The following is a 16692-nucleotide window of genomic DNA, read 5'->3' on the forward strand; positions in this document are numbered from 1 at the left end:
TAAAAAATAAACAAAAAAGAACATGAAAATAGCCATCATCGGAACCGGAAACTTAGGAAAATCAATTGCCAAAGGATTGATTAAAAACAACACCTTTAGTCAACTCATTTTAACCAAAAGAAACCTCAAAGAATTAGAAGAGTTTGCTACTACCGAAAAAGTACAGCTAACCACTTGTAATATGGAAGCGGTTCAACAAGCTGATATTTTAATTTTTGCAGTACAACCAAGGCATTTTGAGCAAATACTACAAGAAATTCAACCAGTATTAACCCCAAATCATGTCATTATTTCTACCATTACGGGCTATTCTATTGATAAAATAGAAGCTAGTATTGGAGCTCAACACAATATTATCAGAGCGATGCCAAACACTGCTATTGCTGTAGGAAAATCTATGACTTGTATTTGTAGCAATACTAGTGCTAACGGACATGTACAATTGGCCTCTTCTATTTTTAAGGTCCTCGGAAATACTTTGGTAATTCCAGAAAGTCAAATGCAGGCCGCTACCGTGGTATGTGCAAGTGGAATTGCTTTTTGGATGCGTCTAATACGAGCAACGACACAAGCTGCCATTCAACTAGGTTTTGATGCTAAAGAAGCACAAGAACTTGCCATGTATACCAGTGAGGGAGCCGCTAATTTATTAATCAATACAGGTAGTCATCCAGAACAAGAAATAGACAAAGTAACCACTCCAAAAGGCTGTACTATTGAAGGTTTGAACGAGATGGAACACAAAGGACTAAGCGCTGCATTGATTCAAGGAATGGTATCCTCTTTCAATAAAATTAATACCATTAAAAAAGAGCAAATATGAGTCTGTTTAATGTATATCCGTTATTTAATATTACCCCTGTAAAAGGAAGGGATGTATTTGTATACGATACCAACAATCAAAAGTATCTAGATTTATATGGCGGCCATGCAGTGATCTCTATCGGACATGCGCACCCTGTCTATACTCAAGCCATACAAACACAAGTAAATGCATTGGGGTTCTATAGCAATTCTGTCCAAAACCCTTTGCAAACAGCACTGGCAACACAATTAACTCATATGGCGAATTGTGAAGACTACCAATTGTTTTTATGCAACTCAGGGGCAGAAGCCAATGAGAATGCCTTAAAGCTTGCCTCTTTTCATACAGATAAAAAGAAAGTGATTGCTTTTAAAAATTCTTTTCATGGTAGAACCTCGGCAGCAGTTGCCGCAACCGATAATCCGAAGATTATTGCTCCTATCAATGCACAACAAGAGGTAATTTTTATTGATTTTGAAGATTTAAAAGCAGTTGAAAAGGTATTACAAACCCATGAAGTATGTGCCGTGATACTAGAAACCATACAGGGAGTTGGTGGTTTAGACGAAGCTTCTACCTCTTTTTATGAAGGTGTAAGAGCACTTTGTACAAAGTACCATACCCTATTGATTGCCGATGAAATACAATCGGGATTTGGTAGAACAGGTGATTTCTTTGCATTTCAAAAACACGGTATTCAGCCAGATATTATCTCTATGGCTAAAGGAATGGGGAATGGTTTTCCTATTGGTGGTATTCTTATTCATCCAGCTATCAAAGCTTCTTTCGGATTATTAGGAACTACCTTTGGAGGAAATCATTTGGCTTGCGTTGCTTCTTTGGCTGTTTTAAAAACACTTGAAAAAGAACAGCTATTAGAGCATACCCTCAATGTTTCTAAATACTTGATAGCACAACTCAGCAAGATTCCACAAATAAGCGCTATTAAAGGAAGAGGACTTATGTTAGGAATCGAGTTTCCGTTTGCCATAGCCTCTTTAAGAAAGTCGCTGTTGTTTAATCAGCACATTTTTACAGGGAGTGCTAAGAATCCGAATTTATTAAGAATTCTACCTCCGTTGAGCTTACAAAAAGAACATGTAGATCTATTTATTCACGCCCTCCAACAAGAATTAAAAACCATTACATCATGAAACAGTATACCAGTTTAAATGATATAAAGAACCTAAATACGCTTGTTAAAAAGGCAATTCAATTGAAAAATGATCCTTTTCAGTATAGCCATTTAGGGAAAAACAAAACCTTAATCATGCTATTTTTCAATGCGAGCTTACGTACTAGATTAAGTACCGAAAAGGCCGCTAAGAATCTAGGAATGGAGGTGAGTATTTTAAACATCAATGCTACTTGGAATATAGAGTTTGAAGAAGGAACCATTATGGATTTAAATACTTCTGAACATATCAAAGAAGCCGCTCAGGTAATTTCTCATTATGGAGATATTCTTGCTATTAGAGCATTTCCAAGCTTAACCGATAAAGAAAAAGATACTACTGAGTGGGTATTACAGAGCCTTCAAAAGTATGCTAGTATTCCTATTGTAAATATGGAAAGTGCTACAGACCATCCGTTACAAGCACTCGCCGATGCGATTACTTTAGAAGAACATAACACCGTTCAAAAACCGAAAGTTGTATTGTCATGGGCACCACATCCGAAGGCATTACCACATTCGGTACCCAATGCTTTTGTACATCTTATGCATCGTATGAGTAACAATATTGATTTTGTAATTACTCATCCAAAGGGGTATGAATTAGATACCACCGTTACAAAAAATGCGAGTATTGTATATAATCAAGAAGAAGCGTTAAAAAATGCCGACTTTGTATATACCAAAAACTGGAGTTCTTTTTCTGACTATGGAAAAATACTTCCTATTGATACTAATTGGACGATTACCCAAGAAAAATTAGGTAACGCTAGGTTCATGCATTGTTTACCTATTCGAAGGAATGTCGTTGCAGAAGATGCCGTTTTAGACGGAAACAATTCTCTAGTCATAGCACAAGCAAATAATAGAACCTATGCGGCGCAAGCGGTGTTACAAGAAATATTGTTGGGATTGGTTAAGACCTAAGAAGAAAGAGGAAAGACAAGAAACAAGAAAATTAAAACTAACGTCATTACGAGTGAAACCAAGAGAAACGAAGTAATCTGTCTAAACATAACCTGCACAATAAACAGATTTCCGCGATGCCCTCGTAATGACAATAGAAAACAAAAAACAAATGAAAATCATAAAAATCGGAGGAAATATTATCAATAACCAAAGAGCTTTAGAAAATTTCTTGACCAATTTCCATCAAATAGAAGGTCCAAAGATACTAGTTCATGGAGGTGGTGAAATAGCTTCTAAATTAGCGAAAGAGTTAAATATTCCTGTACAAATGATTGATGGTAGAAGAGTTACCAATCAAGCAAACCTTGATATTATTACCATGGTATATGCAGGAAAAATTAATAAAAATATTGTTGCTAAACTACAAGCCAATCAAATAAACGCCCTAGGACTAACTGGCGCGGATGCCCAAACTATTGTTGCTCAAAAAAGATCTTCAAATCCAATTAATTTCGGGTATGTAGGTGATGCATTAAAAATTAATACGAATACGATTGAACTGCTGTTAAATCATAATATAACCCCAGTATTCTGTGCTATTACCCATGATAAAAATGGTGATTTACTCAATACAAATGCAGATACTATTGCTTCTGAAATAGCAATTGCCTTTGGTAAATATTATAGAACAGAACTCTATTACTGCTTTGATAAACAAGGGGTATTAAAAGATATCAATGATCCTACTTCTGTTATAGAAAAAATTCATTTTAAACAATACCAACAATTAAAAAAGAGACAAATCATTTTTAAAGGTATGATTCCTAAGCTTGATAATTGCTTCCATGCCTTACAAAACAATGTATCTCAAGTGCATATCGGCACTACAGAAATGCTATTTAATACAACAACACATACCACATTACAATTACAATGATTTCTAAACTCACTACAAAAGCCATATCTTTATTAAAAGACTTAATTGCTACACCGTCCTTTTCTTCGGAAGAAGCACATACAGCTCAACTGTTAGAAAACTGGTTTCAAAACTTTGATATTCCATACATACGAACGCAGAACAATGTATGGTCAGTAAATAAAGCATATGACCCTAAGAAACCTACTATATTATTAAACTCACATCACGATACGGTAAAGCCTAACAACGGATACACTAAAGACCCGTTTTATCCTATAGTAGAAGACGGTAAGTTATATGGATTAGGAAGTAATGATGCAGGAGGATGCTTAGTATCTCTATTGGCTACCTATACCTATTTTTATGAGCAACAAAACTTAACTTATAATTTAGTATTTGCAGGAACTGCTGAAGAAGAAAGTAGCGGACCTAATGGGTTAAATGGTTTGTTAAAAGAACTTCCGACCATAGATGTTGCTATTGTGGGAGAGCCTACTTTAATGCAACTAGCTATTGCAGAAAAAGGATTAGTTGTATTTGATGCTGAAGTTATAGGGACACCAAGTCATGCAGCACATCAAAATAATGATAATGCTATTTACAATACTGTTAAGGTATTGGAATGGTTTCAAAAATTACGATTTGAGAAAAGTTCAGAAACCTTGGGAGATGTAAAGGTTACAGTAACCCAAATTAATGCAGGAAAACAACACAATGCAGTACCTGCAAGTGTCTCTATGGTAGTAGATATTCGTGTAAATGATCAATATACCAATGAAGAAATCAATGATTATTTACAAAAGCATGCGCCTTGTACTAACATAACACCAAGAAGTTTGTACTTAAATTCTTCTTCTATATCAAAAGAACATCCATTGGTGCAAGCGGGAATTGAATTAGGAAGAAAAACCTACGGTTCCCCTACCCTTTCTGATCAATCTATACTAAACTGCCCATCACTAAAATTAGGTCCTGGAGATAGTAAACGGTCTCATACCGCTGATGAGTTTATTTACCTTCAGGAGATTGAAGAAGGTATTGATTTGTATATACAATTGTTGGAGAAAGTTGTTAGGTCTTAGATGTTAAGTAGAGTAAACAATTAACTAAAACCTAAGATTAAAGATCAGGACAAAAGACAACAAAATAGAATTTTGTTAGTAATATCTTTTAAAAACTAAGAACTGAGAACTGAGAACTGAGAACTGAAAACTAAAAAACAACGTCTTTAAGAGAAGAACGAAGCAACCTGTTAAAAACAAACGTAAACAATAAACAGATTCGCAAGGTGCTCTCGCAATAACAAGAAACAATAGTGTAAAAATTAAAATATAGAACCATGAAACTTTGGGACAAAGGAATAGATATAGATAAAAAAATAGAAAACTTCACTATAGGCAATGATAGAATCATCGATATACACATAGCGGCATACGATGTAAAAGCCTCTATAGCGCATGCACAAATGCTAGAAAGTATAAAAATTATTAATAAAGAAGAATACACACAGCTACTTGAAGGACTCGAAAAAATAGCCCAACAAATAGATAATGGAACCTTTGTTATTGATGATTACTTTGAAGACGTACATTCTAAAATAGAATATGAACTTACTCAACAATATGGTGAAGTTGGTAAAAAAATTCATACAGCACGTTCTAGAAATGATCAAGTATTAGTGGCCTTGCAATTATACTATAAAGATAATTTGACAACGCTTACACAACAAACAAAAACACTGTTTACTACATTATTAAAGTTAGCTGACCAATATAAAGATCTAGTATTACCAGGGTATACCCATTTACAAGTAGCTATGCCATCCTCCTTCGGACTTTGGTTTTCTGCCTATGCTGAGATATTGATTGACGATCTAAATATGATACAAGCAGCTTATAAAATCGTAGATCAAAATCCATTAGGATCAGCAGCAGGATATGGTAGCTCCTTCCCTATTGATAGAGATTTTACTACAAGAGCATTGAATTTTAGCACTTTAAAATACAACGTAGTAGCCGCACAGTTAAGCAGAGGAAAAAGTGAGCGTACCGTTGCTATGGCGTTGGGTAGTCTTGCAAATACTCTCGCGCGTTTTACTATGGACATTTGTTTGTATATGAGTCAGAATTTCGGATTTGTTTCCTTTCCTGATGAATTAACTACAGGAAGTAGTATTATGCCACATAAAAAGAATCCAGATGTATTTGAATTAATCCGCGGAAAGTGCAATAAAATTCAGGCTTTACATACCGAGACACTATTATTAACCAATAATCTACCTAGCGGATATCATAGAGATTATCAGTTGTTAAAAGAAAATATTATCAACGCTTTTGAAGAATTAAAAAACTCTTTAGATATTTTAAATTATGCTATACAACAAATTGAAGTAAAGGAAATTGACCTTACGGAAGAAAAATACAAATATCTCTACACTGTAGACAGTATAAACACGCTTATTCAAAAAGGAGTTAGTTTTCGTGAAGCTTATAAACAATTGGGAAAACAAATCAATGAGGGCACTTATATCCCCAATTCTTCCATAGTCCATTCACACATTGGAAGCATCAATAATTTGGCACTTGATAAGATACAGGAAAAATTAAACACATTCTTTTTATAATTTTTTACCCTATCTACGGATACCCGTAAGGATATAAGAAAAGAAAGGGTTATGTTTACATTGAATGGGAAGGATATAATTCACAACCATATCGTATTAAGGGAAAACAGGCAAAAACTACTTTAAGGATAAAGTAGTTTTTGTACTTTCTAACTAAAATCTTCTATTAATACGCAAACCCGTAAACAAAAGATATCTACAATCGTTAAGTTTGTATTAAATCCAAAAAACATCATCAAAACCAATCCGAAAAGTTATTATTGTATACGTTGAGTTGTGTACGTTTTCCAAACTAAAATTTTAAAAGGGTTGAAATTTAATTCGGATTGGTTTAACTCTTTATACTTTTTTTGAGATTTCTATCAATAGCAAATACTTTTAAAGCAATTATCTTTACAACCAATTAAAAAAAACTAAATCACTAATTGACAAAACATTAGATTTAATATTACTCATAAAAATACGGATAACCATAAGGTTTTTTCAAAAAAATAATGTAAGTTTGTTCATATCCATAAACAGTATAACTAGATAGTTCGGATTAATATAATATATCCGTACTTATACCATAAAGGGTAAGAAAACAAACTTAAACTGCTTTGCATCTATTGTAAAGTAGTTTTTGTTTTTATATAAATATCATCTTCCTTTTCCCAAATGATCAATAACTAAGAACAAGTAATGCTATCTCCCTACTCCACTTTAAATAATAAGAACTAGGCGTTAACCTAGTTCTTAAAAAACAATTATAAAATGTATTCAAAATAGTTTGAAGTATTTAGAACTTATACATTTTCTCATAAAACGCCAATCCGAAGGTTTATAGTTGTGCATTTAATTAACCTTGAGTTTTTCTGTGGTTTTAGATTATTCCGGATTGGCTTATAAACTTTTAAATGATAGTACTTTGCCCCATATGTACATTTTGGAAATTAATGTTACTATCTTCTTGATTGTAAATATAATCTGCAATAAAGTCTCCTACCTTACTAGTACCAAAATTTTTATCAGAATTAATATCCTCAGTAGTTATTCCTAATTCAAGTGATTTCTCCACTGCTTTCTCCACTGCTTGCGCTTCTTCATGTAATCCTAAATGTTGTAACAACATTGCTGCTGATAAAATCGATGCTAAAGGATTTGCGATATCCTTTCCTTTCGCTTGTGGATATGAACCATGAATTGGTTCAAATAATGCATTCTTATTCCCTACTGAAGCTGATGCTAACAAACCAATAGAACCTCCTATAACACTTGCTTCATCAGATAAAATATCTCCAAATAAGTTTTCTGTTAAGACCACATCAAAATGTTTAGGATTAAGTATTAATTGCATTGCCGCATTATCTACAAACATCGTTTCAAATGCTACATCAGGATATTGTGCTGCTAAAGTCGAGACTGTTTTCCTCCATAATCTTGAAGTTTCTAATACATTTGCCTTATCAACCAACGTTAACTTTTTACGCCTATTTTGAGCTTCTTTAAAAGCTAAATGCGCTATTCTTTCAATTTCTCCAACAGAATAAGAACAACCGTCAAACGCAATTTGACCATCATCACTCAATTCTTTAATTCCAAAATAAATTCCACCAGTTAATTCTCTATAAATAGAAATGTCTGTTCCTTGTATAATTTCTTTCTTTAGTGGAGAGTTTTTAATAAGTTGATTATATGCTTTTACTGGGCGTACATTACAAAACAAACCTAACTCTTTTCGAAGTTTTAACAAGCCTTGTTCTGGACGTACTTTTGCAGTTGGATCGTTATCATACTTAGGATCACCAATAGCCCCAAAAAGTATGGCATCGCTTTGTTTACATAAACGAATAGTTTCATCTGGTAACGGATTTCCAGTCTCATCGATTGCACAAGCCCCCATTAAAGCCTGTGTAAATAAAAAAGTATGATCATATATATTTGCCACAGCATTAAGTACCTTTTGCGCTTGAGCTGTTACTTCAGGTCCAATTCCATCACCTGCGATTACTGTTATATTAAATTTCATTTGTTGTTTCTTTAAATCGGACACTGAACCTATTCTTTCACCCTTCAAAGAAAAAATAGGTGTAGTTTTAAATACTAGCTTATTATTGGTTTTTAGTGTCCTTTTCTATTAATAATTTTCTATTTCAAACTCCTTAATCTTGTCTTTTTTACTAACTAAAAAGTCAATATCGTCATAACCATTTAACAAACAGATTTTCTTATATGAATCTATTTCAAAATCGATATTACCGACCGGAGTTTTCAACTTTTGATTCTCTAAATCAACAATGATAACCGTTTCAGGTTCTTCAGTTACTTTTTTCAATAACTTCTTTAAATAATCTCCAGATGTTTGGACTGGTAATATACCATTATTTAACGCATTTCCCTTAAAAATATCAGCAAAAAAACTAGAAATTATAACTTTAAAGCCATACCCTTCTAATGCCCAAGCTGCATGTTCTCTACTTGAACCACATCCAAAGTTATCTCCTGCAATTAAAATCTTTCCTGTATATTTAGAATCATTCAATACAAATGATTCATCAATACTTCCATCTTTTCGAAAACGCCAATCTCTAAAAACATTGTCACCAAATCCCTTTTTATCGGTAGCTTTTAAAAAGCGTGCTGGTATAATTTGATCTGTGTCAATATTCTCTGTTGGTAATGGAACTGCCGTATCTATTAGTTTTGTAAACTTTTCCATACTAATTTAAATGTTGCGTTATATCAATAATTTTTCCTTCTACAGCAGTTGCAGCTGCCATTAAAGGACTTGCTAAAATAGTACGTGCTCCTTGCCCTTGACGTCCTTCAAAATTTCTATTCGAAGTAGAAACACAATACTCCCCTTCTGGAATCTTATCATCATTCATTGCCAAACATGCTGAACAACCTGGTTGACGCAATTCAAACCCAGCTTCTTCGAAAATAGTTTGTAATCCTTCTTCTTTAATTTGTTTCGCTACTTGTTGGGAACCTGGAACTAGCCAAGCATTAACATTTATTGCTTTTTGTTTTCCTTTGACATAATGCGCTGCCACCCTAAAATCTTCAATACGTGAATTTGTACAACTCCCGATGAACACATAGTTAATTCGTTTGTTAATTAAACTTTCTCCACCTTGAAAATTCATATATTTTAATGACTTCTTAAAAGATGCATCCGATTCATCTGGAATATTTTCTGTAATTTTTATACCCATCCCAGGATTCGTTCCATAGGTTAACATCGGTTCAATATCTTCAGCATTAAAAGAGTATTCTTGGTCAAAATTAGCGCCTTCATCGCTCTTTAATGTTTTCCAATAAGCAACTTTCTTTTCAAAATCTTCTCCTTTTGGAGCAAATTCTCTACCTTTAATATATTCAAAAGTAGTTTCATCAGGAGCTATCATTCCTCCTCTCGCTCCCATTTCAATACTCATGTTACATACCGTCATACGTCCTTCCATACTCATCTCTTCAAAAACATTTCCTGCATACTCACAAAAAAATCCTGTCCCTGAATTTGTTCCAAGTTGTGCTATGATGTATAAAATTACATCTTTAGGTAATACTCCTTTTTTCAAAGTTCCATTTACATTAACTCGTAACTTTTTAGGTTTCTGAATTAACAAACATTGGCTTGCAAATACTTGAGCTACCTGACTTGTTCCAATACCAAATGCTATTGTACCAAATGCTCCGTGTGTAGATGTATGACTATCTCCACATACCATAGTCATCCCGGGTTGTGTTATTCCTAATTCAGGTGCCATTACATGAACAATTCCGTTATACTTATGTCCTAGTCCGTATAAAGTAATACCATTCTCTTCACAGTTTTTTGTCAATTGTTCTAATTGATTTCTTGACAAATCATCTTTGATAGGTAAATGCTGATCAACAGTTGGTGTATTATGATCTGCTGTTGCTACAATTCTATCAGGTCTTGCTATCGGAATATTTCGTTCTTTTAATTCATTAAAAGCTTGAGGACTTGTTACTTCATGAATTAAATGCTTGTCTATATATAAAATTTGTGGTCCCTTTTCTACAGTATCAACTACGTGGGCATCCCAAACTTTATCAAATAAGGTCTTCTTCATTAGGCTATCGCTATTTTAGAAATTTTACTAACTTGTTTCATAATTAAATGAATATCTTCATCAATTACCTCCTTTTGTTTGTCTGCAAATTGTAAGAATGTTTTATATGCAGTATCTAACTGTAACTTAGTTAACTCATACCCTATTTTCTTTGCTCTATAGGCTAATGCAGCCCTACCACTTCTAGCAGTTAAAACAATTGCGCTTTCTGTTACTCCTACATCTGCTGGGTTAATAATTTCATAAGTTTCTCTATTTTTTATTACACCATCTTGATGGATTCCTGAACTATGTGCAAATGCATTGGCTCCTACAATAGCTTTATTAGGTTGTACAGGCATTCCCATTTTCTCTCGTACCATTAAGCTCGTGTCATATAACAATTTGGTATTAATGTCTGTTTGAAGATTTAGATAAGGATGTTGTTTTAAAATCATAACTACTTCTTCAAGTGCAGTGTTTCCAGCTCTTTCCCCAATACCGTTCACAGTACATTCTATTTGACGAGCACCATTAATAGCTCCTGCTATTGAATTTGCTGTTGCCAAACCCAAATCATTATGACAATGACATGAAATGATTACATCATCTATACCATTTACATTCTCCTTTAGATATTTAATCTTATCTCCATACTCTTCTGGTAAACAATACCCTGTAGTATCTGGAATATTTAAAACAGTTGCTCCTGCCTTAATCATCTCTTCGCAAACTTTTGCTAAAAAAGCATTATCAGTTCTTCCTGCATCTTCAGCATAAAATTCTACATCATCTACAAAGTTCTTTGCATAAGCTACTGCCTCTCTTCCTCTTCTTATTACTTCTTCTTGAGAAGCATTGAACTTGTATTTTATATGAGATTCACTTGTTCCAATACCAGTATGTATTCTAGGCCTTATTGCAACTTTTAATGCTTCAGCCGCCACTTCAATATCTTTTTTAACCGCTCTAGTTAACCCACAAACAGTGGCATTTTTAACCAGTTTAGCGATTTCATTTACTGAAGTAAAATCTCCTGGGCTAGAAATAGGGAAACCTGCTTCTATAATATCAACCCCTAAAAAGTCAAGTCGTTCTGCAATTATTAGCTTTTGTTTAGTATCTAGTTTACAACCTGGAACTTGCTCTCCATCACGTAAAGTTGTATCGAATATTTGGACTTTATTATCTTTCATTACCTTAAATAATTGTCTTTTTATAATCCAAATGTATATATTGGCATTTCATAAGAGCACTTTTTTTAAAAAGTACTTACGATACCAAACAAGACAAAAAACGCAAACTAAACTCTGATAATCAACAACTTAACATGAATCATTTTACAAAATCTAATCAACAAAACGATTCTTTATTTATACTGATTCAATCACTTACGAAATCAGAGAAACGTCAATTCAGTTTATACATTGGTAGATTGGAAGGAAACACTGAGGCAAAATTTTTTACACTTTTTAAATTCCTTGAAAAACAAAAGAAGTATGATGAAAAAGCCATATTAAAAAGTGGAATTGTAAGCAAACAACAATTGTCCAATTTAAAAGCTCATTTATATAGGCAAATTTTAGCGAGTTTACGAATGAATCCTGCGCATAAAAACATTCGTGTACAAATACGTGAACAACTAGACTTTGCAACTGTCTTATATCAAAAAGGACTATATAAACAAAGCCTAAAATTACTCGACAAAGCTAAAAATATGGCAATTGAAAATGAAGAAAAAAATATTGCCTATGAAATTGTCGAATTAGAAAAAGTAATTGAAAGTCAATATATAACTCGCAGTATTAGTACTAGGGCAGATGAACTTACGATACAAGCAAAGGAACTAAGTTTACAAAATGTTATCACAAGTAAGTTATCTAACCTATCCCTTCAATTATATGGTATTCTACTAAAAACCGGATATGTCAAAAATGACTTTGAAGTTCAAAGGATAACAAATTATTTTGAAGCACGATTACCAAATTATGATTTTGTTGATTTAGGATTTAGAGAGCAACTATGGTTATACAAAGCCTATCTCTGGCGTTCTCTTTTAACTCAAGACTTTTTACATGCCTATAAATATGCCTCTAAATGGGTGAATTTATTTGATAAGTATCCTAAAATGATCAAAGTGAATCCGGTTTTCTACCTTAAAGGAAAAAACTATTTACTTGAATCTTTATTTTTTATCAAACATCGAAATGAATTTATTAAAGAATTAACTCAGTTTGAAAATGAAATATATAATAAAGAAATTCCTTCAAACAGTAATACCGAAATTTTAATATCTCAATATTTATATTCTCACAAACTTCATAAACATTTTATTGAAGGTACTTTTAACGAAGGCGAATACTTGGTTTCCGAAATTTTGAGTCAATTGCAATTATATCATGATCGAATTGACAAACATCACGTTGTTCGATTTTACTATAAAATAGCCTGTTTGTATTTTGGTATGGGAAAAAACAAAGAATGTATAACTTACTTAGCTAAAATAATTAATGCTAAGAAACTCTATGTTGGTGAAGATTTACAATGCTTTGCTCGAATATTAAATCTAATAGCTCATTATGAATCTGGTTTAGATTATCATTTAGAGCGACAATTTAAAGACACCTATAAGTTTTTACTTAAAATGGAAAATTTACAGGAAGTTCAAAAAGTATTTATTGAATCGATACGTTCATTAGGAGATTTATATCCGCATGAATTTAAAAAAGAGTTTAGGAAGATATATGAACGCCTAAAAACTTTTGAAAATCATCCTTATGAAAAGCGTGCTTTTTTATACTTAGATATACTTTCATGGCTAGAAAGTAAAATCGAAAATAAATCTGTTGCACAAATAATTAAAGAGAAATCTGCTACTTTACTTCGTTAATTCATTCTTGAATTTAGAGCAAAAAAAAACCTCAATCTTTTTAATAAAAGACTGAGGTTTAAAAGAAAGGCGACGACCTACTCTCCCACCAGTGGCAGTACCATCGGCGCTAATGGGCTTAACTTCTCTGTTCGGAATGGTAAGAGGTGAGCCCCATTGCTATAATCACCTTAAACTGTTTCAGTTGTTTCAACTGTATATGTTTGACATATGGTAAAATAATATGATAATCTAAATCAAGTTTGTTTTTACGTAAAATACTCTTTCTAAAGAGTGTCCTTCCTCCCGAAGGAGGAAGACTACGTACATAAGCCTATGGGTTATTAGTACTACTCAGCTACATACATTACTGCACTTACACTTATAGCCTATCAACGTGGTGATCTTCCACGACCCTTTAAAGAAATCTCATCTTGTGGTGGGTTTCGCGCTTATATGCTTTCAGCGCTTATCCCTTCCCAACGTAGCTACCCAGCAGTGCCCCTGGCGAGACAACTGGTACACTAGAGGTTAGTCCAACTCGGTCCTCTCGTACTAAAGTCAGATCCACTCAAATTTCTAACGCCCACAGCAGATAGAGACCGAACTGTCTCACGACGTTCTGAACCCAGCTCGCGTGCCACTTTAATGGGCGAACAGCCCAACCCTTGGGACCTTCTCCAGCCCCAGGATGTGACGAGCCGACATCGAGGTGCCAAACCCCCCCGTCGATGTGAGCTCTTGGGGGAGATCAGCCTGTTATCCCCGGAGTACCTTTTATCCTTTGAGCGATGGCCCTTCCACACGGAACCACCGGATCACTATGCTCTACTTTCGTACCTGATCGACCTGTATGTCTCTCAGTCAAGCTCCCTTATGCCATTGCACTCTACGCACGGTTACCAAGCGTGCTGAGGGAACCTTTAGAAGCCTCCGTTACTCTTTTGGAGGCGACCACCCCAGTCAAACTACCCACCACGCACTGTTCTCATCACTGAGTTAGGCTCTAGATAAGCAAAGGGTGGTATTTCAAGGTTGACTCCACAACGCCTAGCGACGCTGCTTCAAAGCCTCCCACCTATCCTACACATTACTTATCCAAAGTCAATACGAAGCTATAGTAAAGGTTCACGGGGTCTTTTCGTCCCGCTGCGGGTAATCGGCATCTTCACCGATACTACAATTTCACCGAGCTCATGGCTGAGACAGTATCCAGATCGTTGCACCATTCGTGCAGGTCGGAACTTACCCGACAAGGAATTTCGCTACCTTAGGACCGTTATAGTTACGGCCGCCGTTTACTGGGGCTTCATTTGATTGCTTCGCCGAAGCTAACAACTCCACTTAACCTTCCAGCACCGGGCAGGTGTCAGGCCTTATACATCATCTTTCAATTTAGCAAAGCCCTGTGTTTTTGATAAACAGTCGCCTGGATCTTTTCACTGCGGCCCACCAGAGGTGGGCGACCTTTCTCCCGAAGTTACAGGTCTATTTTGCCTAGTTCCTTAGCCATGAATCTCTCGAGCACCTTAGAATTCTCATCCCAACTACCTGTGTCGGTTTACGGTACGGGTTCTTATAAACTGAAGCTTAGAGGTTTTTCTTGGAAGTTCTTAGCCGCACTATCCACGCGTCCGAAGAGTTGTGGTACTATCACATTTCAGCTAGGTCTGCGGATTTGCCTACAGTCCCAATACCTACGTGTTTCAACGAGCTATTCCGTCAGCTCGCGGCGGGTTCATTACTCCGTCACCCCATCGCATTTATAAGAAGTACAGGAATATTAACCTGTTGTCCATCGACTACTCCCTTCGGATTCGCCTTAGGTCCCGACTAACCCTCAGCTGATTAGCATCGCTGAGGAAACCTTAGTCTTTCGGTGAGGGGGTTTCTCGCCCCCTTTATCGTTACTTATGCCTACATTTTCTTTTCTATACGTTCCAGCATGCCTCACAGCACACCTTCAGCACATATAGAATGCTCCCCTACCACTTTATTAAGTCCATAGCTTCGGTAATATACTTATGCCCGATTATTATCCATGCAGAACCGCTCGACTAGTGAGCTGTTACGCACTCTTTAAATGAATGGCTGCTTCCAAGCCAACATCCTAGCTGTCTAAGCAGTTCCACCTCGTTTATTCAACTTAGTATATATTTGGGGACCTTAGCTGATGGTCTGGGTTCTTTCCCTCTCGGACATGGACCTTAGCACCCATGCCCTCACTGCTGAGAAACATTTTATAGCATTCGGAGTTTGTCAGGAATTGGTAGGCGGTGAAGCCCCCGCATCCAATCAGTAGCTCTACCTCTATAAAACTTTTACTCAACGCTGCACCTAAATGCATTTCGGGGAGTACGAGCTATTTCCGAGTTTGATTGGCCTTTCACCCCTATCCACAGGTCATCCAAAGACTTTTCAACGTCAACTGGTTCGGTCCTCCACTGTGTGTTACCACAGCTTCAACCTGCCCATGGATAGATCACTCGGTTTCGCGTCTACTACTACTAACTAATTGCGCCCTATTCAGACTCGCTTTCGCTTCGGCTCCGGACCTTAAATCCTTAACCTTGCTAGTAACAGTAACTCGTAGGCTCATTATGCAAAAGGCACGCCGTCACACAGTAAATGTGCTCCGACCGCTTGTAGGCGTACGGTTTCAGGTTCTCTTTCACTCCCTTACTTAGGGTTCTTTTCACCTTTCCCTCACGGTACTAGTTCACTATCGGTCTTTCAGGAGTATTTAGCCTTACCAGATGGTCCTGGCAGATTCATACAGGATTACACGTGTCCCGCACTACTCAGGGTACTGCTATATCCTCTTCGTTTACCTATACGAGACTATCACTCTCTTTGGTTAGTCTTTCCAAACTATTCTAGTTCACTTAGATTCTAATGTCGCAGCCCTACAACCCCCAATTTGCCGTAACAAATTAGGTTTGGGCTAATCCGCGTTCGCTCGCCACTACTAACGGAATCACTATTGTTTTCTCTTCCTCCGGGTACTTAGATGTTTCAGTTCTCCGGGTTTGCTCCTTTCGGTGACATGTCTTCAACATGCCGGGTTGCCCCATTCGGAAATTAACGGATCATAAATTATGTGCATCTCCCCGTTACTTATCGCAGCTTATCACGTCCTTCTTCGCCTCTGAAAGCCTAGGCATCCGCCATACGCCCTTATTTAGCTTATTGTACTTTTTGCTCTAGCATTACACTAGAACGAGCTCTTTATAATTCTTTATATTTTTATAAAAATAATTCGTTAGATATTTATCTAACTCTCTATCTTGATTCTTTACGATATCATTTTACCAATATGTCAATGAACTTTA

General features: G+C 35.6%; 11 protein-coding genes and 2 rRNA genes. 7 read left to right on the plus strand and 6 right to left on the minus strand.

The annotated features are described in order from the left end of the window. Positions 1-22: 22 nt before the first annotated feature. From proC to argH, 6 genes are all read left to right on the plus strand, one after another. Positions 23-823: a pyrroline-5-carboxylate reductase gene (gene proC / locus ABNT22_RS10910; protein ID WP_348716723.1), complete on the plus strand. Its 801-nt coding sequence runs from the start codon at positions 23-25 to the stop codon at positions 821-823. Continuing rightward, positions 820-1959 carry an aspartate aminotransferase family protein gene (locus ABNT22_RS10915; RefSeq protein ID WP_348716721.1) on the plus strand — a complete coding sequence of 380 codons (1140 nt, stop codon included), beginning with the start codon at positions 820-822 and terminating at the stop codon, positions 1957-1959. The genes proC and ABNT22_RS10915 overlap by 4 nt, the downstream gene beginning before the upstream one ends. After that, complete coding sequence (locus tag ABNT22_RS10920) at positions 1956-2906, plus strand: acetylornithine carbamoyltransferase (RefSeq protein WP_348716720.1); 951 nt, start codon at positions 1956-1958, stop codon at positions 2904-2906. Before ABNT22_RS10915 ends, ABNT22_RS10920 begins: the two co-directional genes overlap by 4 nt. A 151-nt stretch (positions 2907-3057) precedes the next feature. Continuing rightward, a complete protein-coding gene (argB, locus tag ABNT22_RS10925; protein ID WP_348716718.1) occupies positions 3058-3825 on the plus strand; it encodes an acetylglutamate kinase in 768 nt (255 codons plus the stop codon). Then, positions 3822-4889 carry a M20 family metallo-hydrolase gene (locus ABNT22_RS10930; protein WP_348716716.1) on the plus strand — a complete coding sequence of 356 codons (1068 nt, stop codon included), beginning with the start codon at positions 3822-3824 and terminating at the stop codon, positions 4887-4889. The genes argB and ABNT22_RS10930 overlap by 4 nt, the downstream gene beginning before the upstream one ends. Before the next feature lie 257 nt (positions 4890-5146). Then, complete coding sequence (gene argH / locus ABNT22_RS10935; protein WP_348716715.1) at positions 5147-6430, plus strand: argininosuccinate lyase; 1284 nt, start codon at positions 5147-5149, stop codon at positions 6428-6430. An 892-nt stretch (positions 6431-7322) separates the two neighbouring features. Here the strand turns inward: argH and leuB are convergent. From leuB to ABNT22_RS10955, 4 genes are all read right to left on the minus strand, one after another. Then, positions 7323-8438: a 3-isopropylmalate dehydrogenase gene (gene leuB, locus ABNT22_RS10940; RefSeq protein ID WP_348716713.1), complete on the minus strand. Its 1116-nt coding sequence runs from the start codon at positions 8436-8438 to the stop codon at positions 7323-7325. 108 nt (positions 8439-8546) lie between these two features. Continuing rightward, on the minus strand, positions 8547-9128 hold the full coding sequence (gene leuD / locus ABNT22_RS10945; protein ID WP_348716712.1) for a 3-isopropylmalate dehydratase small subunit: 582 nt from the start codon (positions 9126-9128) through the stop codon (positions 8547-8549). A gap of 1 nt (position 9129) precedes the next feature. Beyond that, entirely contained in the window at positions 9130-10512 is a 1383-nt protein-coding gene (gene leuC / locus ABNT22_RS10950) for a 3-isopropylmalate dehydratase large subunit (RefSeq protein ID WP_348716710.1), read from the minus strand. Continuing rightward, positions 10512-11687, minus strand: a complete 1176-nt coding sequence (locus tag ABNT22_RS10955; protein ID WP_348716708.1) for a 2-isopropylmalate synthase — start codon at positions 11685-11687, stop codon at positions 10512-10514. The genes leuC and ABNT22_RS10955 overlap by 1 nt, the downstream gene beginning before the upstream one ends. 134 nt (positions 11688-11821) lie before the next feature. On the opposite strand from ABNT22_RS10955, the gene ABNT22_RS10960 reads away from it, so the two are divergent. Continuing rightward, positions 11822-13381 (plus strand): hypothetical protein, encoded by a 1560-nt coding sequence (locus ABNT22_RS10960; RefSeq protein WP_348716706.1) that lies wholly within the window; start codon positions 11822-11824, stop codon positions 13379-13381. A gap of 64 nt (positions 13382-13445) precedes the next feature. Here ABNT22_RS10960 and rrf read toward each other — a convergent pair. Together rrf and ABNT22_RS10970 are read right to left on the minus strand one after the other, a co-directional pair. After that, positions 13446-13554 (minus strand): 5S ribosomal RNA (gene rrf / locus ABNT22_RS10965). Positions 13555-13684: 130 nt separating this feature from the next. Continuing rightward, positions 13685-16552, minus strand: a 23S ribosomal RNA gene (locus ABNT22_RS10970). Positions 16553-16692 lie beyond the last annotated feature (140 nt).

The sequence above is a fragment of the Tenacibaculum sp. 190130A14a genome (genome assembly GCF_964048965.1).
In the GTDB taxonomy this organism is placed as follows: Bacteria; Bacteroidota; Bacteroidia; order Flavobacteriales; family Flavobacteriaceae; genus Polaribacter; species Polaribacter polynesiense.